The organism is Ruegeria arenilitoris, from assembly GCF_013035425.1.
Taxonomy (GTDB): domain Bacteria; phylum Pseudomonadota; class Alphaproteobacteria; order Rhodobacterales; family Rhodobacteraceae; genus Ruegeria; species Ruegeria arenilitoris_A.
Genome location: NZ_WQHX01000006.1, coordinates 35,745 through 53,866 on the forward strand (window position 1 = coordinate 35,745; position 18,122 = coordinate 53,866).

General features: G+C 52.1%; 14 protein-coding genes. 10 read left to right on the forward strand and 4 right to left on the reverse strand.

Annotated elements, in window-relative coordinates:
* The first annotated feature begins 78 nt into the window (after nt 1-78).
* Genes GOV45_RS16315 through GOV45_RS16330 form a run of 4 tightly spaced genes read left to right on the forward strand, consistent with a single transcriptional unit; the run spans nt 79 to nt 4,334 of the window.
* Nucleotides 79-1,122 (forward strand): FHA domain-containing protein, encoded by a 1,044-nt coding sequence (locus GOV45_RS16315; RefSeq protein ID WP_170479756.1) that lies wholly within the window; start codon nt 79-81, stop codon nt 1,120-1,122.
* On the forward strand, nt 1,122-1,901 hold the full coding sequence (locus GOV45_RS16320; RefSeq protein ID WP_170479758.1) for a PP2C family protein-serine/threonine phosphatase: 780 nt from the start codon (nt 1,122-1,124) through the stop codon (nt 1,899-1,901). The genes GOV45_RS16315 and GOV45_RS16320 overlap by 1 nt, the downstream gene beginning before the upstream one ends.
* 19 nt (nt 1,902-1,920) lie before the next feature.
* Entirely contained in the window at nt 1,921-3,183 is a 1,263-nt protein-coding gene (locus GOV45_RS16325; RefSeq protein ID WP_170479760.1) for a transporter substrate-binding domain-containing protein, read from the forward strand.
* Between the two features lie 44 nt (nt 3,184-3,227).
* Entirely contained in the window at nt 3,228-4,334 is a 1,107-nt protein-coding gene (locus tag GOV45_RS16330) for a transporter substrate-binding domain-containing protein (RefSeq protein WP_170479762.1), read from the forward strand.
* 395 nt (nt 4,335-4,729) lie between these two features.
* On the opposite strand, the gene GOV45_RS16335 is transcribed toward GOV45_RS16330, so the two are convergent.
* A complete protein-coding gene (locus GOV45_RS16335; protein ID WP_170479764.1) occupies nt 4,730-6,943 on the reverse strand; it encodes an NADP-dependent isocitrate dehydrogenase in 2,214 nt (737 codons plus the stop codon).
* 227 nt (nt 6,944-7,170) lie between these two features.
* Here GOV45_RS16335 and GOV45_RS16340 point away from each other — a divergent pair, with 227 nt between their 5' ends.
* Both GOV45_RS16340 and GOV45_RS16345 read left to right on the forward strand, forming a co-directional pair.
* Nucleotides 7,171-7,356: a hypothetical protein gene (locus GOV45_RS16340; protein ID WP_170479766.1), complete on the forward strand. Its 186-nt coding sequence runs from the start codon at nt 7,171-7,173 to the stop codon at nt 7,354-7,356.
* Between the two features lie 116 nt (nt 7,357-7,472).
* Nucleotides 7,473-9,785, forward strand: coding sequence for a Tex family protein (locus GOV45_RS16345; RefSeq protein ID WP_170479769.1), 2,313 nt, complete (start codon nt 7,473-7,475; stop codon nt 9,783-9,785).
* A gap of 35 nt (nt 9,786-9,820) precedes the next feature.
* Here the strand turns inward: GOV45_RS16345 and GOV45_RS16350 are convergent, their stop codons facing one another.
* Entirely contained in the window at nt 9,821-10,771 is a 951-nt protein-coding gene (locus GOV45_RS16350) for a GlxA family transcriptional regulator (RefSeq protein WP_170479771.1), read from the reverse strand.
* 171 nt (nt 10,772-10,942) lie between these two features.
* Here GOV45_RS16350 and GOV45_RS16355 point away from each other — a divergent pair, with 171 nt between their 5' ends.
* From GOV45_RS16355 to GOV45_RS16370, 4 genes are read left to right on the forward strand one after another with little or no spacing between them, the layout of a single operon-like run.
* Complete coding sequence (locus GOV45_RS16355; RefSeq protein WP_170479773.1) at nt 10,943-11,653, forward strand: GntR family transcriptional regulator; 711 nt, start codon at nt 10,943-10,945, stop codon at nt 11,651-11,653.
* Nucleotides 11,654-11,661: 8 nt separating this feature from the next.
* A complete protein-coding gene (locus GOV45_RS16360) occupies nt 11,662-12,579 on the forward strand; it encodes a dihydrodipicolinate synthase family protein (RefSeq protein ID WP_170479774.1) in 918 nt (305 codons plus the stop codon).
* A 5-nt stretch (nt 12,580-12,584) separates the two neighbouring features.
* Nucleotides 12,585-14,081, forward strand: coding sequence for an aldehyde dehydrogenase (locus tag GOV45_RS16365; protein ID WP_170479776.1), 1,497 nt, complete (start codon nt 12,585-12,587; stop codon nt 14,079-14,081).
* Nucleotides 14,078-15,421 carry an NAD(P)/FAD-dependent oxidoreductase gene (locus tag GOV45_RS16370; protein WP_170479778.1) on the forward strand — a complete coding sequence of 448 codons (1,344 nt, stop codon included), beginning with the start codon at nt 14,078-14,080 and terminating at the stop codon, nt 15,419-15,421. Before GOV45_RS16365 ends, GOV45_RS16370 begins: the two co-directional genes overlap by 4 nt.
* Before the next feature lie 59 nt (nt 15,422-15,480).
* Here the strand turns inward: GOV45_RS16370 and GOV45_RS16375 are convergent, their stop codons facing one another.
* Nucleotides 15,481-17,034: a trimethylamine methyltransferase family protein gene (locus tag GOV45_RS16375; RefSeq protein ID WP_170479780.1), complete on the reverse strand. Its 1,554-nt coding sequence runs from the start codon at nt 17,032-17,034 to the stop codon at nt 15,481-15,483.
* Between the two features lie 194 nt (nt 17,035-17,228).
* Nucleotides 17,229-18,008 (reverse strand): DeoR/GlpR family DNA-binding transcription regulator, encoded by a 780-nt coding sequence (locus GOV45_RS16380; protein ID WP_170479782.1) that lies wholly within the window; start codon nt 18,006-18,008, stop codon nt 17,229-17,231.
* Nucleotides 18,009-18,122: the final 114 nt, after the last annotated feature.

An 18,122-nucleotide genomic window follows, 5' to 3' on the forward strand; every position in this document is an offset into this window, starting at 1 on the left:
CACCGAACCTTATGCGCGGTGATCTGTAACAAACACGCGGGAAGTGCTCCGCATCAGATGGAAAAAGGTGTCGACACCATGTTTAAATACAAAAGCCCTCTGAGCCGGCTTCTAGAAGGTGCCGGCAAATCCAAAGAAGATACGGCCGAAACCGAAGTGATTGCCGAGAACGATCTTGAGCAGGCAGATCAACCTGAGCCAATCGCAGATTTCAATGCGCTGCGCGAGGCACTAGCCGGCGGCAACAATAGCTTCGAAAACTTTGAGGAGTCGGAAGATCTGATCCCAGAAGGCCAAATGCCTGAATTTTTCGAGACAGATGAAGAGTCCAAGGACGAAACTGTGGAAGAGGAGACGGCGGATGCGCCCGTCGACCCAGAAGTTTCAGAGGAAGATCAAGTTGTGACGTTGCACCCCGCATCAACTGATGCGGCGGAAGATGAAAAAACCATGCTCGCGGCAGTTGCCGAAGCGTCAACGGAAGAGCCCGAAGATGCTCTCGAAGTCCAACCAGAGCTTGAAGTCACAACTGAGCCAACTGTGGATCCTTCTCCCGATTTTGCAGCCGAAGAAGAAAGTGAACCATCTCAGCTGGAGGAGCCTTCACCAGAACCAATCCCAGTTGCTGAAAAGGAAATTGTGGCTCCAGCCCCAGCGGAGGATCGTCGGGCCCGCGTAAAAACTACTTTCCTCGGCTTTGATCGCGCGAACACGCATGCGCAGGAATTGATCGAAGCCGCAGAACCTGTCGCGAAGACGGAGAGTGCACAGCAGACATTCCCGGTTGGATGGTTGGTCGTGACTTCCGGCCCGGGTAGAGGCGCCTGCGTAACGGTTACCGAAGGTCTGATGCAAATAGGCCGAAATGACGATCAGGCTATTCAGTTGGACTTCGGAGACACAGGTATTTCGCGCAGCAATCATGCGGTAATCGCTTATGATCCCGAAGACCGAAAATGCTATTTAGGTCACGGCGGCAAGGCTAACCTTGTTCGTTTAAACGGCAAACCAGTCCTCAGCACAGTGCCTATTGCGTGTGGTGATATAATCCGCATCAGTGAAACCTCGATGCGGTTCAAGGCCTTCTGCGATGAAGGATTTGACTGGCGGGATGCCGATTAATGCTCGCAAGCCCTGCATATGATGTTGCGCTGATTCTTGACAAGGGTCAGCGCGACACGCAGGAGGATGCGATTTCCGCACGAGTGTTTGACTCGGCTAGTGCGGGTTACGTCGTCATTGCTGACGGTATGGGGGGGCATGATGCGGGTGAAATCGCATCGGAGCTGGTCATATCAGCATGGTGCGACATTATGGATGCCCAGCTTGACGGGCCCGAACCGGTCGAGGGCGATCTGCTCGACGCTCTGCCGATTGCCGCGATGCAAGCCAATACCGCAGTAGGTGATCATGGCGATGAACATCGCGTCAAATTGGGCTCTACATTGCTGGGCATTCTAATGCTTGGGCAGCGTGTCTTTTGGATTTCCATCGGCGACAGCCCTCTCTACCTTTTCCGAGATGACCGTCTGACTCAGATCAACGAAGACCATTCCATGGCTCCAGCGATCGACGCAAAGGTTGCGGAGGGCACACTTTCCTCCGAAGAGGCGCGCGCGCACCCGGACCGGAACCAACTAACCTCCGTTATTATGGGCGGGGAAATCCGCCAAGTGGATTGTCCTGAAAAGGCGTTAAATTTGGTCGCCTCGGACCTTCTCGTCCTAGGTAGTGATGGCTTGCAATTCCTCAGTGACCCCGAAATTGAGGGGCTCTTGCGCGTTCACGCGCAGTCACCTGCGCGCGATATCGCGGATACCTTGTTGCAGGCACTTAAATCCAAAAATGACCCTGGTCAGGACAATATCGCTATTGCCGTCGTTAAACCGGCAGGAACCTAATTAAGGCAGTTCAGCACTCATGAGAAATCATCTAATCATTTCCGGCTTGGCTTTTGCAGTCTTAGCAGGTTCCGCATCGGCGCAGGAAGCATGCGCGACCTACGAAATCCGACGTGGGGATAGCCTTCGGGAACTGGCGATACAGGTTTACGCCACCGAAGATTATAGTTTCATCTATGACGCGAATAGAAATGTTATCGGGTCCAACCCAAATATCATACGCGTCGGCGACAAACTGGTCATGCCTTGCCTAGACGATATTGGACGCGCCGTTACTCGGCCCGAAACCGAGGCAGAGCGCATGGCAGTCGAGATGGCCGCCGAACTGGTAGAAGCGGCGGAAGAGCGGGCTCAGAAAGCCGTTGCTGATGCTGAGGCCCAAGTTGCCGCAGCCAAATCCGAAGCTAAGAAGGCCAGCGAGCGAGCTGTTGTGGAGGCTCGAATTTCGGCGCGTGAGGAAATTGAGGAAGCGCGAACAGAAGCAGCCGCCCTGATCCGCAAATCTCAAGGCGAAGAGAAATCAGAAATTCGGGATCGACAACTGCTGCTGATCACCGGTGGTAACTATGCCCCGTTCACTGACGAAGCTTTGCCGCATCGCGGCCTTTATACGAACCTTGTTGAAACGGCCTTTTTGCGCGCTGCTCCGGAACAGGGCTACAAGATACAGTTTGTCAATGACTGGTCTTCGCACTTGGATTTGCTGATGCCGACATTGGCGTTTGACGCCACTTTCCCGTGGTCGCGACCAAATTGCGAAGAAGCTGAAGCTTTGTCAGAAAGCGATCGCAACCGTTGCGAAACCTACAACTTCTCGAATCCGTTTTATGAGGTAGTTGATACATTCTTCGCGCGCGAAGGCTCTGGTTTTGAACAAACTCTCACTTACGCTGATTTTGCAGGTGCAACTATCTGCCGCCCCGAGGGGTGGTCTTTGTCGCATATGGATGCCGTAAGCCTATATGAGCCGGTCATCACCCTTTTACGCCCGGTCTCACCCGATGATTGTTTTCATGCTGTCATGCAGGGCGAGGCAGATATTGTCGCTGTTGAGGCTCATTTGGCGGCCGAGGCCATCAGCCGTCTGGGTTATGAGCATCAGATTATCGAAAACCCAAATCTTGCTGCGATCAAGTCACTCAACGTCATGACACACAAAGACAATCCTGACGGGGAAGCAGTGCTTGAGACACTCAATCAAGGACTGGCGATTATGCAGCAATCGGGTGAGTGGCGCGACATCGTGTCGACCGCTCTGCGCTATCAAATGGAAAATGGCTAGGGCTCCAAACGGCCTAATAAAACCAAAGTCTGGAGGAAGTGGAAATGTTTAACGAGAACCTCAAGAAAGCAATGCGTTTGGCATCTGCGTTCACTGCGCTAGGCGCGGGTGCTGCCGCTGCTCAAGAGGCTTGTACGAATTATACTGTGACTGACGGCGATACGATGGCCACAATCGCGATTGCTGCATATGGCACATCGAATTATCAGCCAATCTTTAACGCGAACCGTAACGTAATCACCAATCCGGGTAACTTGGAGCCTGGTTTGGTTTTGGCACTGCCTTGTGAAGACGGAAGCCTGCCAAATGGACAAAGCGCTCAGGATTTGATTGCGGCAGAAGAACAGCGTGCAGCAAGTGTTAAGCGCTCGAATGTCTATGAACCGCCAATCAAAATGGTTACTGGCAACGGCTGGGCGCCATTTACAGACGAAACTTTGAATGGCGGTGGGTTCATGACCCGGCTTGCCACGACCAGCCTTCAGCGTGGCGGCAACAATCGTGAATTCTCGGTAAGCTTTGTGGATGATTGGAGCGCGCACCTTCAGACTTTGCTTCCTCTGAATGCGTTTGACATTTCGATCGCTTGGACAATCCCTGATTGCACAAATCGCTCGTATGAATGGTCTCAGGAAACTGAGGCACGGTGTACACAATTCGTTGCGTCGGTACCTGTGTATGATGTTGTTGGCGGCTTTTTCACTTTGCCTGAAAGCGCTTATGCTGGTGCGACAACCTTCGAAGAATTCAAAGGTGCCACGATCTGTCGTATGGAGGGGTGGAGCATGGTTGTTCTCGAAGAAGTTGGTCTAAATGATTCCAATGTCACTATGGTTAAACCAAAGACCGCGCGGGAATGCCTTGATGCAGTTTTGACTGGGACAGCGGATATAGCTGCGTTTGAAGTTGAACTGTTCGCGGCAACGATGAATGAAATGGGTTTGTCATCGGCGGATATAGCCGAAAACCCCTTTGTATCTACATTGTCTTCGATGAGCTTTCTTGCCCATCGCTCCAACCCCTACGCGCGTCAATATATTGCGATGATGAACAAGGGCTTGGTCGAAATGCGCGAGTCTGGAGAATGGTACGCCATCATCTCGGATACGTTGCGCGAACAGAACCAAAAATTGAATGCAGCATCGAACTGATCCCTCGGTTTACGGATGCTTTCTGGGCTGGTCTTAGGACCGGCCCCTTTTTTGAAGGGATCCAAAAAAGTTCCTAAACCCAGCAGTTTCAAAAAACTGAGAACGTTCGCGCTACAATTTGTTCCGTTTCCGATGGCTAGTTGCGAATATTATTGCTGAAGCGAGAGATTTATCTATGCAATAACCAGCTCACTTAGGGACAACCCAGTTCTAAGGTGTATTGTTTTTTATAAGGCTTGCTGGAAGATAACTGCGGGCAGTTGCTCCACCACGCACTCAAAAAAGGTGTTGCAATGGGAACAGGCTCTTTTCTCCAGCTTGAGTAAAAAAGCCGACCGTTAAGGGTCGGCTTTTGTCGCTCAGCGCGGGTGATCCAATTTTTCGAGTTTCAGGTTTCACCCAATAATTGCGTTCAAGGTTGCGCTCGGACGCATAACCGCTGCCGCCTTTGCTGGGTCAGTATGGTAGTAACCCCCCAAATCGGCGGCTACCCCTTGCGCGGCTGCAAGCTCTGAAAGGATTTGCTCTTCGCTGTCGGCTAGTTGTTGTGCAATCGGTGCGAACTCGGCGGCTAACTCGGCATCTTCTGTTTGTTTTGAAAGTGCCTCTGCCCAATAGCGGGCAAACCAATAGTGGCTGTCCCGATTATCGGGCTGACCCACCTTGCGACTGGGCGAATTGTTATTATCAAGAATACCCTGCGTTGCTGCTTCGGCTGCCGTGCCCAGAACACCTGCTTTGGCGTTACCTTTGCTGTCGGCCAGGAAGTTCAGCGACTCCCCCAACGCGCAGAACTCGCCCATCGAGTCCCAGCGAAGGTGGTTTTCCTCGACCAGCTGCTGCACGTGTTTTGGGGCCGAGCCCCCTGCCCCGGTTTCAAACAGGCCGCCACCGTTCATCAGTTTAACGATCGATAGCATTTTGGCAGAGGTTCCCAGTTCTAGAATTGGGAAAAGGTCAGTCAAATAATCACGCAGCACATTCCCGGTGATAGCAATCGAGTCCTTGCCAGCGGTTATAGTCTCCAGTGATTGTTTGGTCGCTTCGCGTGGGGCCATTATCTGAAATTTGTCTGCAACGCCCGCGGCATCAAGCGCCGGATTGACGTATTTGATAAGCTCAGCGTCATGGGCGCGATTAGCATCCAGCCAGAAGATCGCTTCGGATCCGGTAAGACGCTGCCGGTCCATCGCAAGCTGGATCCAGTTTTCGATCGGCGCTTTTTTCACTGTGCAGGAACGCCAGATGTCACCCTGTTCAACCTCATGCGAATGCAAAGTCTCTCCATTTTCCAAAACAATACGGATGGTGCCGTCGGCAGGAGCTTGGAATGTAGTCGGATGCGAGCCGTATTCTTCGGCTTTCTGCGCCATCAAGCCTACGTTGGCAACAGCCCCGGCAGTCGCGGGGTTTAGCGCGCCGTTGGCTTTAAAGAACTTAATGGTTTCGTCATAAACCGGCGCATAGCAGCGGTCAGGGATGACGCAGTTGGTGTCCCCTTTTGCGCCGCTTTCATCCCAACCTTTACCTCCGGCGCGGATAACCGCAGGCATTGAGGCGTCGATGATAACGTCAGACGGAACGTGCAGATTGGTAATACCGCGGTCTGAATCAACCATATACATCGAAGGACGATCCGCTTTAATCGCATCGATAGCCGCCAGAATATCGGCGTTGCCCTTTATGCGATCCAAAAGATCGCCAAGGCCCGAATTTGGGTTCACTCCAAGAGTTTCCAATTCGGCACCGAATTTCTCGAATACTGGGGCTAACCACGCTTTGACGGCATAGCCAAAGATAATTGGGTCACTGACCTTCATCATCGTGGCCTTCATATGCAGCGAGAACATAGTGCCGTCGCGCTTTGTGTCCTCGATTGCTTCCGCCAGGAATGCGGAAAGTGCCTTGACCGACATGAATGTGGCGTCAGCTACGGTGCCATCGGCCAAAGGCCAAGAGTCTTTCAATACGGTTACACTTCCATCTTTGCCGACAAACTCGATTTTTGCGTCGCCTGCATGGGCGGCGGAAATCGTTGCTGATTTCTCGTTTGCATAGAAATCATTGTTGGACATTGATGAGACCTTAGTCTTGCTGTCAGCGCTCCACTCTCCCATCGAATGAGGGTTTTTCTGAGCATAATTCTTCACCGCCCGAGCAGCGCGGCGATCGCTGTTGCCTTCACGAAGAACCGGGTTCACTGCCGAGCCCTTAATGGTGTCGTATCTTGTGCGGATCGCCTTTTCTTCATCCGTCGAAGGCTCTTCGGGATAGTTGGGGATGTTGTAGCCTTGCGATTGAAGCTCTTCGATAGCAGCGACCAATTGGGGGACAGAGGCAGAGATGTTCGGCAATTTGATCACATTGGCATCCGGCGTTTTTACCAGTTCGCCCAACGATGCCAAATCGTCGCTGACACGCTGTTCGTCTGTCAGGTTCTCTGGGAATGTCGCCAATATGCGCCCAGCTAACGAGATGTCCTTGGCGCCAACACTCACTCCAGCGGCCGAAGCAAACTTGCGGATGATGGGAAGAAACGATGCGCTTGCCAGTTCGGGCGCTTCGTCTACAATGGTATACAATATGTCGAAGTTCGATTTTTCTGCCATATTCCCTAACCTTTTTTCAGCCTTTCGGAGCGTGCTATCCAAGAGTTTGTGCCATCTTACACCCGGCACCGAGCCGTAACTGGACCATTGGCCCAACGGGAGACTCTGATTTGACAGGCATCCCATAAATGAGGATTGCCTCGGGATCAATCGGTTTGCGTTGCGCAAATTGACACGGGTTCAGGAAGCGCAACTAAGCTTAGTATGTATGCTTTCGTGCACTGAACATGTCCTTCGATGGAAAACGAAATTTCAAACCGCGCTCCAGCCCTGGACGACCCGAGGGCAACCTGGGCACCATGTGGCCCAAGAAATTGACGGCAATTGTCAAGCCGGTGCCGACCTTCAAGTCACCGCTGGCGGCAGTTTGGGAAGGGAAAAAAATTGTGGCGATTACCGCCATCCAGCGCTGAAAAGGACTTTGGGTTTCCGTTCTCATCAGACCCCTTCACCGCAAAAGCAATTTTTACTTCCCCTCATTCGTGAGGCTGGCTAAGACGGTTCTCCAACATCATCCTAGGAGAGTGTTTTGGATCTTATCGCCCAAACTATCGCTACTGAAATCAATGCGCGTCCGGAACAGGTGTTTGCCGCCGTTCGTCTTTTGGATGAAGGTTCCACGGTACCCTTTGTTGCCCGCTATCGCAAAGAGATTACAGGTGGTCTGAACGACATGCAGCTGCGCTTATTGGCGGAGCGTCTGGTCTATCTGCGAGAACTCGAGGCGCGCCGCGATACGATTCTGAGTGCGATCAAGGATCAAGGCAAGTTAACCGATTCATTGGCGCGTTCTATTGCCCAAGCAGAAACCAAGGCTCAGCTTGAAGATATATATCTGCCCTACAAACCCAAACGGCGCACCAAGGCAATGATTGCCCGCGAAAATGGATTGGAGCCGTTGGTAAATGCCATCCTGAATAATCGCGAGTTGGATCCGGAAATCATTGCGCAGAACTTTTTGTCGGATGTTGTTGAGTCGACCAAAGATGCGCTGAACGGGGCGCGGGATATTATCGCGGAACAACTGACGGAAAACGCTGACCTTCTGGGTGAACTGCGAAGCTTTATGCAGTATGAGGCCCGGTTGTGGGCCAAAGTGATCGAAGGCAAAGAACAAGAAGGTGCCAAGTTCAGCGATTACTTCAATCATTCCGAGATGTGGTCAAAGGTTCCTTCGCATCGTGCGTTGGCTATGCTGCGTGCTTCGAAAGAAGGGATTGTTTCGCTGGATATTGCCCCTGATCCGGAAACAGGAACGGCCCGCGCCGAAAACATAGTTGCCGCTCATCTGGATACTCGTGGAACCGGACCTGGCGATACTTGGTTACGTAAAGTGGCCGGATGGACCTGGCGGGTGAAACTGTCGCTGTCGATGATGGTCGAACTGATGGCGGAATTAAGAGGGCGGGCTCAGGAGGAGGCCATTCAGGTCTTTTCCCGAAATCTAAAAGATTTGTTGTTATCGCCCCCGGCCGGCGCCCGCACAACGCTTGGTTTGGATCCGGGTATTCGAACAGGTGTAAAGGCCGCAGTTGTGAACGCAACCGGTAAGTTGATGGCGACGGAAACGATCTACCCTTTTCAACCCAAAAACGATCTGCGTGGAGCGCAAGCCGCCCTGTTGAACCTGATCTCAAGTCATGAAGTAGAACTGATCGCCATTGGCAACGGCACTGCCAGTCGCGAGACAGAACGATTGGTTAGCGACACACTCGCGCAATTACCCAAATCTATGAAAAGCCCAACCAAGGTTGTAGTCTCAGAAGCCGGTGCGTCGGTCTATTCAGCATCAGAACTGGCTGCGCAGGAGTTCCCGGAGCTGGACGTTTCGCTGCGCGGCGCGGTCTCGATCGCGCGGCGTTTGCAAGACCCGCTGGCCGAACTTGTAAAGATTGAGCCCAAAAGCATAGGTGTGGGCCAATATCAGCATGACGTTGATCAGAACCGCCTATCCCGATCTCTAGAAGCAGTGATCGAGGATGTGGTCAACGCTGTCGGCGTGGACCTCAATACCGCCTCAGCACCATTGTTATCGCATGTCTCCGGGTTAGGTCCTGCTCTCGCTGAAGCCATCGTAGATCATCGTGACGTTAACGGTGCTTTCCGATCGCGAAACGAGTTGCTGCAAGTCGCGCGCCTAGGGCCGCATGCGTTTGAACAATGTGCGGGTTTTTTGCGCATCCGGGGTGGTTCCGAACCGCTTGACGCCTCTGCGGTGCATCCAGAGGCGTACGAAGTTGCCAGCAAAATCGTGGCGGAATGCGGCCGAGATATCCGGCAGATTATGGGCAAAGAAGGGTCGCTGCGCGGATTGCACGCAGAACAATTCGTTAATGAGTCATTTGGCCTGCCGACCATACGCGACATCTTTGCCGAGCTCGAAAAACCCGGAAGGGATCCTCGGCCTGACTTCGTGACCGCCAGTTTTACCGAAGGCATAGAACAGATATCGGACCTAAAGCCCGGAATGATGCTTGAAGGAACGGTAACGAACGTCGCTGCATTTGGTGCATTCGTAGACATTGGCGTACATCAGGACGGTTTGGTCCATGTCAGCCAACTGGCTGACCGGTTCGTAAAGGATCCGCATGAAATCGTGAAAACAGGTCAGGTCGTTAGAGTTCGTGTGCTTGAGGTCGACGCGCCGCGAAAAAGGATTGGGTTGAGTATGCGTAAAGGTAGTGGGTCCTTGACCCCACAAGGCCAGTCTAGGGGCAGTTCCGGAACTTCCAAAGATGGCGGGAAAAACCGCGGTGGAAAAGGCGGAAAGCCCCACGAAAATACTCGAAACAACGCGATAGGTGATGCTTTGACGAACGCATTAAAAGGAAATCAGCGTTAAGTATTTTATGTACAATGGGATTGAGGCGCGAAAAATCAGTCAATCTTGTTTTTTTGCATCTGAGGCGTGATCCCGAAATTGGCCCGGTAGACCCGAGAAAAATGGCCTGGGTTTTCAAACCCGCACGCAATGGCCACCTCGGTTACCGAAGCTTCGCTTTGCAGCAACAGGTTTCGGGCGCGTTCCAGCCTCATTTCCATAAAGTACCGTTTGGGCGATGCATTTAAGTATTTTCCGAATAAGCGTTCCAGCTGTCGGGTTGAGATACCAAGCTGATTGGCGATCTCCGAAGGGGAAACCGGCGCTTCAAGCCTTTGCTGCATAATTTGAATCGCCTTGGCGAGATGGGCATTTCGCATCCCATTTCTTGACTGCAGTGATACGCGTTGCTCTGCAGTTGCATTCCGCACAGCGTTATAGACCATTTGATCGGCCACCGCGATTGAAAGATCTGGCCCATGATCAATTTCAATTAGGTGTAGGATCAGATCAGCAGTCGCCGTTCCTCCGGATGCGGTGATATGTTTGCCGTCGGCCACAAAAACGCTGCGGACGAGGTTCACTTCGGGAAAGGCCTCCATAAAGCTATCGTGGTATTCCCAGTGAATGGCCGCTTGTTGACCATTGAGAAAGCCAGCTTCGGCCAACAGCCATGCACCGGAGCACAAGGCCCCGATGGATGTGCCGCGTGCACGCTCTCGTCGCAAAGCTGCCAACAGGGGGCGACTGGCGTAGTCACGCATATTTATCCCGGACAAAACAAATAGCCGGTCACATTTCGGAATACTGGATATTCCGCCATTCACCAAGGTTACCGTGCCGTTCGAACATGTAGCGGTCTCGCCGTTTTCAGACAGAAAAGACCAATTATACAGGGTCTCACCGCTGACTAGATTGGCAATGCGAAGGGGTTCTACGGCGCAGGAAAACGCAAGGTGCGAGAATTCTTCGATCAGTAGAAAGGTAAAATGCTGGGTGTCTCTCATGGTACCCTTACTAACAAAACTTAATTCATACTTTAGGTAGTTTTACTAATCTGCGCAGTTGTTCAGAAGCAGGATCACCTCTTTGCGTACAGTATAGATTCTTATTGTATACAAAATGCATTTTCAATATACAGCTTGAAGCTGAAAACATGGTTCAACATAGGTAAATCAATGAAAGATGCGTCCCGAAGCAAGAAGTCGGAACTTTACGAGCATTTGAAATCGGCTGTCCTGACGCTTGCCTTGAACCCGGGGGAAGATCTTGATGAGGTAAGCTTATCTGAAGAGTTCAACTTGTCGCGTACCCCATTGCGCGAAGTTTTTCGCCAGCTCGCGGGTGAAGGATTTGTTGAATTGCGCGAAAACCGAGGTGCTCGGGTATCCGCAATGACTTACACAACGTTGCGGGATTTTTTTCTGGCGGCGCCAATGATCTATGGTGCTGTTTTGCAGTTGGCAGCAACGAATGCCAAACCGGACCAAATTAAATCCCTCAAGTTGGCGCAAGACACGTTCAAGGCGACGCTAAGGTCAGGGTCAGCTGCCGATCGCGCCATGGCCAACAACAAGTTTCATGAAATCACCGGTGAGATGGCGGACAATGTGTATCTTCTGCCGTCTTTCAAGCGTCTTTTGATCGACCACGCCCGAATAGGCATGACCTTCTACCGTCCACAGGATCAGTTGATGGCCGATAAATTATCCGAGGCCAGCAGTCAGCATGACGCAATAATCGCCGCCATCGAAACGTGCGACGAAGCTGCTGCTGCGCAGTTGGCGACCGATCACTGGAACCTGTCTCGAGGCCAGATCGAACAGTACGTCACACCAGCAGCACTGGACGTACCAATGGGTTCGATGGCGCGAAAGACATCTGCTTGAGGATGCAAATGACCCCCTTATTCAAATTTGACGGGATCTATACTCCGGTCGTTACTCCCTATCACACAAATGGCAGCATCAATTGGGACGCACTATCCGACGTGATTGAGTTTCTGGTCGTAAACGGCGTTCACGGGCTTATCTCCGGCGGTTCGACCGGAGAGAACTACTCGCAGACGGTTTCTGAGCGTTTGGAACTGGCGGCCTTTACACAAGAACGCCTGAAGGGTCGATTGCCGTTGGTAATTGGCACCGGGGCGATGATGACCCCGGATTCAGTTGCGCTGGCCGCAGGCGCACGTGAAATTGGCGCTGATGCCATTCTTTTAGCTAGTCCGGCCTATTCGGTGCCTACCGACAGAGAAAATGCATTGAATGCCTTGGCAATAGACAAGGCCGCCGATCTTCCGGTGATGTTATACAACTATCCTCATCGGACAGGCACGATGATGGGTGAGGAGTTTCTGGACCGTGTTGGGCAAAGCCGAAATTTCTGCGGTATCAAGGAAAGTTCTGGTGATATCAATCGCGTGCATCTTTTGGCCCGGGACTACCCTCATATACAACTTGGTTGCGGTATGGACGATCAAGCGTTGGAGTTTTTCGCTTGGGGTGCGCCTTTTTGGGTATGCGGGGGGTCTAACTTCCTGCCAGCGGAGCACGTGGCGCTTTATCAGGCTTGCGTTGTTGAGGGTGACTTTGCAAAGGGTCGCAGGATCATGTCCGCAATGATGCCTTTGATGCGGGTACTCGAACAGGGTGGCAAATTTATTCAGACCATTAAGCATGGTGTTACAATGAACGGGATCGAAGCGGGCGCGATGCGACCCCCTCTCAAAGGTCTGAACAAAGATGACAAGCGGGCACTGGAACAGGTGACGCGAGTCCTAAAGAAAACAATCTCCAACATCGTGGCTGAGGGGTAAGAGATATGGATCTGTTGACGAAAGACGAATACAAGTCCATTGCTGCAAACTTGACCCTGCCAACGGGTGCCTTCATCGACGGTGCCTTCCGCCCCGCGATCTCAGGAGAGACTTTCACAACAATCAATCCAGCGACGGGCGAAAAGCTGACCGAAATAGCCGCCTGCAGAGCGGCAGACGTTGACTTTGCCGTCGAAAAAGCCCGAGAGGCATTTGACGACGGCCGCTGGTCTAAATTGCACTCATCGGACCGCAAGGACGTGTTGATCCGGTTAACCAAGCTTATGACGCGCAACGCACGCGAACTGGCGGTGATGGAAAGCATCGACAGCGGCAAGACGATCTACGATTGCGAAACCGTTGATGTTCCTGAAACGATCCAATGTCTTAAATGGCATGCCGAGTTGATCGACAAAATCTATGATCAAGTCTCACCTGCCAGCGATGACCACATTGCTATGGTCATACGCGAACCGATTGGCGTTGTTGGCCTGGTTTTACCCTGGAACTTTCCACTGCTGATGTTGGCCTGGAAGATTGGGCCAGCGTTGGCCGCTGGTTGTTCGGTCGTGGTTAAACCAGCCGCAGAAACCACCTTAACCGCGTTACGTATGGCAGAACTGGCAATGGAGGCGGGACTGCCGCGGGGGGTTCTCAACATTGTGCCCGGCGGTGGGGCAGAGGTGGGAGAACCCATTGGGCGGCATATGGACATCGACATGGTTTCCTTTACCGGCTCGACTGTCACCGGCAAGCGGTTTTTGACCTATTCCGCAGAAAGCAACGCCAAAGAAGTTGTGTTGGAAATGGGGGGCAAGAACCCTGCTATTGTCATGGATGATGCCGAAAACCTCGACCGCGTCGCCGCCCATGTAGTCAATGGGGCGTTCTGGAATATGGGCGAAAACTGCTCTGCCTCTTCAAGGCTAATAGTGCACAAGGATGTTAAGGCTGAATTGCTGGAACGCATAGCCCATCATGTCAAACATTGGAATGTCGGCGACCCATTGAACCCTGAAACGCGCTTGGGTGCATTGGTCAGTGACGGTCACTACAAAAAGGTGTGCGGTTATTTGGACCAAGCCGAAAATGTTCTAATAGGTGGCAAGGCGGACAACGGATTTGTCGAAGCCACAGTAGTTGAGGTCCGTGGCAACGACGTAGCACTTGCACGCGAAGAGATTTTTGGACCTGTACTTTCAGTGATTCAGGTTAGTGGCTTTGATGAGGCTATAAACATTGCGAATGACACGGAATACGGTCTCTGCGCCTCGATCTTCACTTCGAATACCAAACGAGCCATTCGGGGGGCGCGCGCGATCCGGGCAGGAACTGTCACGGTCAATAGTTTTGGCGAAGGGGATATCTCGACCCCGTTCGGAGGCTTCAAACAATCTGGATTCGGGGGGCGCGACAACTCTATTCATGCCCATGATCAATATACCCAATTGAAAACCATCTGGATTGATTTGGCCGATGACACGGATGAGGCCGTGGATTGACCGAGTACACGGCACGGCGTCTTCCAAGGCAGACCGGCCCAGCAGGATGGAATGCCATCCTGCAGCCGCGAAATATACTGCCGCAATTGCAAAACAACATCTCAGCAGACATCACGATTGTGGGCGGCGGGTTTGCGGGGCTAAGCGCTGCTCGCAGATTGCACCAACTCGATCCATCTTTGAAAATTGTTCTTTTGGAAGCTGGACGTTTTGCAGACGGTTCGGCGGGGCGAAATTCGGGATTTATGATCGATTTGCCGCATGATCTGGCTTCCGAAAACTATGCGGGCCATGGTGGTCTTGAGGCGGATCGGGCAACAATCGCTCTGAACCGCAAAGCGATCGGGTTCGCGACCGACTTTGCGCAGGATTACGGTCTGCCGGACGAGATGTTTGATCCATGTGGAAAGTTCAACGCTGCGGCGACCCGTGCCGGGGATAAGCACAATCGAGAATTCGCTACGCATCTTGAAAGGCTGGGGGAGCCATTCAAGTTGTTGGACCAAGGAGAGATGCGGGAAATCACTGGAAGCCCACATTATACCTCGGGCCTTTACGCACCAGGCACAGTGATGATCCAGCCTGCGGGTTATGTCCGAGCATTGGCTTCGCATATGGCAACACTGACAAATCTGTTTGAACAGTCGCCGGTGACCGGATTCCAAAAACAAGGCGTGGGGTGGCTGGTCAAAACACCGGCTGCTCAGGTTGCGACTGGACGCATCATCCTAGCTAATAATGGTCACTTGGAGAGTTTTGGATTCTTTCAACGCAGGTTGATGCACATCTGTCTCTATGCGTCGATGACTGAACCGCTTACACCCGAGCAGATTAGCACTTTGGGCGGGCAAAGCCGATGGTCCGTGACACCGGCAGATCCAATGGGTACCTCTGTTCGACGAATATCTGGTAGCTATGGTGATCGAGTTCTGATCCGTACCTGCTCCAGCTTTCAGCCGACAATGGAGGCCAGCTCGAAGAGACTGCAAAGTGCCGGACGTGTGCATGACCTAAAGTTCCTAGAACGGTTTCCAAATCTGCCAGACGTGCGCATGGAACATCGCTGGGGAGGTATGTTGTGCCTAAGCCGCAACGGCTCCGCCGCATTCGGCGAGCTGGCACAAGGTGTATTTTCGGCCTGTTGCCAAAACGGATTGGGCATTGCACGCGGAACGTTGCAAGGCATGGGCGTTGCCGAGCTGTTGGTGAATGGGGGGTCAGAAATAGCCGATCATTTTCTGGAACAACCAATGCCGCCACGCCTCCCGCCGGAACCGCTCGCATCGCTTGGTGCCAACAGCTATCTGGCGTGGAAAGAATGGCGTTCGGGTAAGGAATGACGGGACAGGAAATATGAAACAGTCGACGTCGATCGATGGATCTCGTCGGCTCGACGCACTCAAAAACTTTGATTTAGTTCGTCCGCTGCTGGAATCTCCCGTTCACGGCGCGCAATAAAGTCCAACAACGCCTCGTTCTTGGCAATATCCAGTTTCGGTTCCTCGTAATCAGTTAACAATTTACGCGCATGTTTCAGGGCACGCTCGGTTATCTCGACCTCTCCTTCGGCAACCCACTGCTCGATAGAATTATTGTCGAACAATTCCGGCATGAAAAACGCGGTTTGGAAATTTTCTTGAGTATGCGGATGACCAAGATAGTGCCCGCCTGGGCCAACATCCGGAACAGCCGCCAAAGCCTGATCAAAGTCACCCCATTTTGGTCCTTCGGCCATTCGATAGGCCATAGCACATTGTTCAGCGTCAACGATGAATTTGGCGACAGAGCAGTGCATTCCGGCTTCGTTCCAACCGGCACTGTGCCAAATATAATTGGCGCCCGAATGGATGACGGCACTAAGTGTGGTCGCGGATTCATAACCGGCTTGGGCATCAAATGTTTTTGCCCCGCCCAAAGTGTTCGACGTGCGCCAGGGGACGTCATAGTACCGCGCCATTTGACCGATCATGAAATTCATCAGGCTGATTTCAGGTGTTCCAGCCATTGGTGCGCCGGATTTCATCGAAACGGTTGAAAGGTAATGGCCGTAGATTGCAGGTGCGCCCTTGCGGATTACCTGCGTGTAGGCCAAAGCACTCAGCGCTTCGGCGTTTAGCTGTGCGACTGTCGCGGGAACGCTGGCGGGCGTGTTTGCGCCTCCCAAGACAAATGGAGAACACAAGACAGGCTGATTGCGGCGGCAAAACGCGCGCATTGCACCCAGCATGGTTTCATCCCAGACAAGAGGGGAGTTGCCGTTGCAGTTGCCAGTTGTAACAGGATGATCTTCAAGAAACTGTTCGCCGAATAGTATTGCGCACATTTCCATGACGTCCTCAGCGTTCTTTGGGGACGTTGTCATTCCCATAAAAGTTTTGTCGGAATATTTCATCGACGAATATGTAATCTGCAGATGACGCTGACTAATTGGGTGGTCGTAAGGTTCGACGATGTGGTGTGCGCTGGAGTGCAGAGCTGGCAACATATGACTAAGTTTGTGAAACATTGCCAGATCGTCCAGCGTTGGATTTCGGCGAACATCGTCCAAATCCCGCAAGAATGGCGCGCCCGTCATCGGTACAAAGATCGAATGTTTTCCGCCAAGGCGGACATTTTTTTCCGGATCACGAGCATGATAAGTAAATTCGGACGGTATCGTCGCAATCAATTCGCGTATTAGACCTCGATCCAGATAAACAAGCTCACCTTTTACCTTTGCACCCGCTGTTTTCCAGTCTTCCAATGCAATTGGATCGCGAAACTGAACGCCGACGTTTTCAAGTATGTCCATTGAGGCGTTGTCGATGCGTTCCACTTGGGCTCCATCCATTACTTCGCACAACGGAATGCTGCGCGTTAGACCAGGCAACATATCGAACTTGGGCATAGTGCGTAGTGCGCGACGGGCAGAACGCCCACCCGACCGAGACCGGGATTGGATTTGCGTGGTCATCATTGCCTCCATTTTTCCTGTCTATTTTACAGAAGCAGGAGCTAGGCGTTTGACGATTCACGAATTCCATTTGCAAGAAGCGACATGACTAATTTACTTCAGTGCAGGAAACGCCGTTCCATCCATATGCTTTTAACTTGAATTCTACTTACTGGTTCTAAGCTGCAGACGCCTTTAGCGAGGCTTGGATACTGTCAACTGCGGTTACTCTCTGGAACAGCGACGGAAATTCTGGTTCCGGCCTCCTCGCACAGCTTTGCACAGCGCTTCGGAACAACTTGATCGGTAAAGAATGTATCTATATCGGACAGGGAGGCGATGCGCGCGGGCGCTTTACGATCAAACTTTGATGAGTCGGCCACAAGAAATACCTTGTCGCTTCGATCGATGATCGTCTGGCTGACTCCAACCTCTCGCATATCAAAATCCAAAATATCTCCGTCTTCGTGCAGAGCTGAGCAACCAATTACGGCCAAATCAAACCGGAATTGTGAAACCACCTGACGTGTAAGATCTCCGACCAAGCCCCCGTCGGAGTTTCGCAAGTGCCCCCCTGCAACAACCACCTCAATCGTAGGATGGCCGGATAATATTACTGCAATGTTGAGGTTGTTCGTCACCACAAGCAATCCGGTGTGATTGAACAGTTCGGCAGCGATTGCTTCTGTTGTTGTCCCTATATTCAAGAACAGCGAGCAGTCATTGGGAATATGCTTTACGCAGTTACGCGCAATATCAACTTTGGACGCTTGGTTTAATTTTCTACGCTCGGCGTATCCAATGTTCACGGTGTTTGAAGGCAATACTGCACCGCCGTGCACACGTTCCAATTCCCCTGACTCTGCCAACTCTGTCAAATCGCGGCGAATTGTCTGCGGAGTTACGCCAAAATATGAAACCAGGCCTTCAACGGTTACCTTGCCTTCACGACGGGCAATATTGATGATTTCGGGTTTTCTAAGTGTTTGCACCATCGCTCGCGCCTGAAAAGCCAGTTGCAAGAAGATAGTGTCAAATGGAATGGAATCGCAAACGATGATGTTCGTTTAACGTTATAAATTGCCAAAATGCTAAATATTCTCGAGTTC

Excerpts from the sequence above, each read along its gene's own strand:
- GOV45_RS16340 (WP_170479766.1), top strand. The coding sequence starts at position 7,171 with ATGTCCTTCGATGGAAAACGAAATTTCAAACCGCGCTCCAGCCCTGGA.
- GOV45_RS16335 (WP_170479764.1), bottom strand. The coding sequence starts at position 6,943 with ATGGCAGAAAAATCGAACTTCGACATATTGTATACCATTGTAGACGAA.
- GOV45_RS16375 (WP_170479780.1), bottom strand. The coding sequence starts at position 17,034 with ATGACCACGCAAATCCAATCCCGGTCTCGGTCGGGTGGGCGTTCTGCC.
- GOV45_RS16350 (WP_170479771.1), bottom strand. The coding sequence starts at position 10,771 with ATGAGAGACACCCAGCATTTTACCTTTCTACTGATCGAAGAATTCTCG.
- GOV45_RS16325 (WP_170479760.1), top strand. The coding sequence starts at position 1,921 with ATGAGAAATCATCTAATCATTTCCGGCTTGGCTTTTGCAGTCTTAGCA.
- GOV45_RS16365 (WP_170479776.1), top strand. The coding sequence starts at position 12,585 with ATGGATCTGTTGACGAAAGACGAATACAAGTCCATTGCTGCAAACTTG.
- GOV45_RS16315 (WP_170479756.1), top strand. The coding sequence starts at position 79 with ATGTTTAAATACAAAAGCCCTCTGAGCCGGCTTCTAGAAGGTGCCGGC.
- GOV45_RS16330 (WP_170479762.1), top strand. The coding sequence starts at position 3,228 with ATGTTTAACGAGAACCTCAAGAAAGCAATGCGTTTGGCATCTGCGTTC.
- GOV45_RS16355 (WP_170479773.1), top strand. The coding sequence starts at position 10,943 with ATGAAAGATGCGTCCCGAAGCAAGAAGTCGGAACTTTACGAGCATTTG.
- GOV45_RS16360 (WP_170479774.1), top strand. The coding sequence starts at position 11,662 with ATGACCCCCTTATTCAAATTTGACGGGATCTATACTCCGGTCGTTACT.
- GOV45_RS16380 (WP_170479782.1), bottom strand. The coding sequence starts at position 18,008 with ATGGTGCAAACACTTAGAAAACCCGAAATCATCAATATTGCCCGTCGT.
- GOV45_RS16320 (WP_170479758.1), top strand. The coding sequence starts at position 1,122 with ATGCTCGCAAGCCCTGCATATGATGTTGCGCTGATTCTTGACAAGGGT.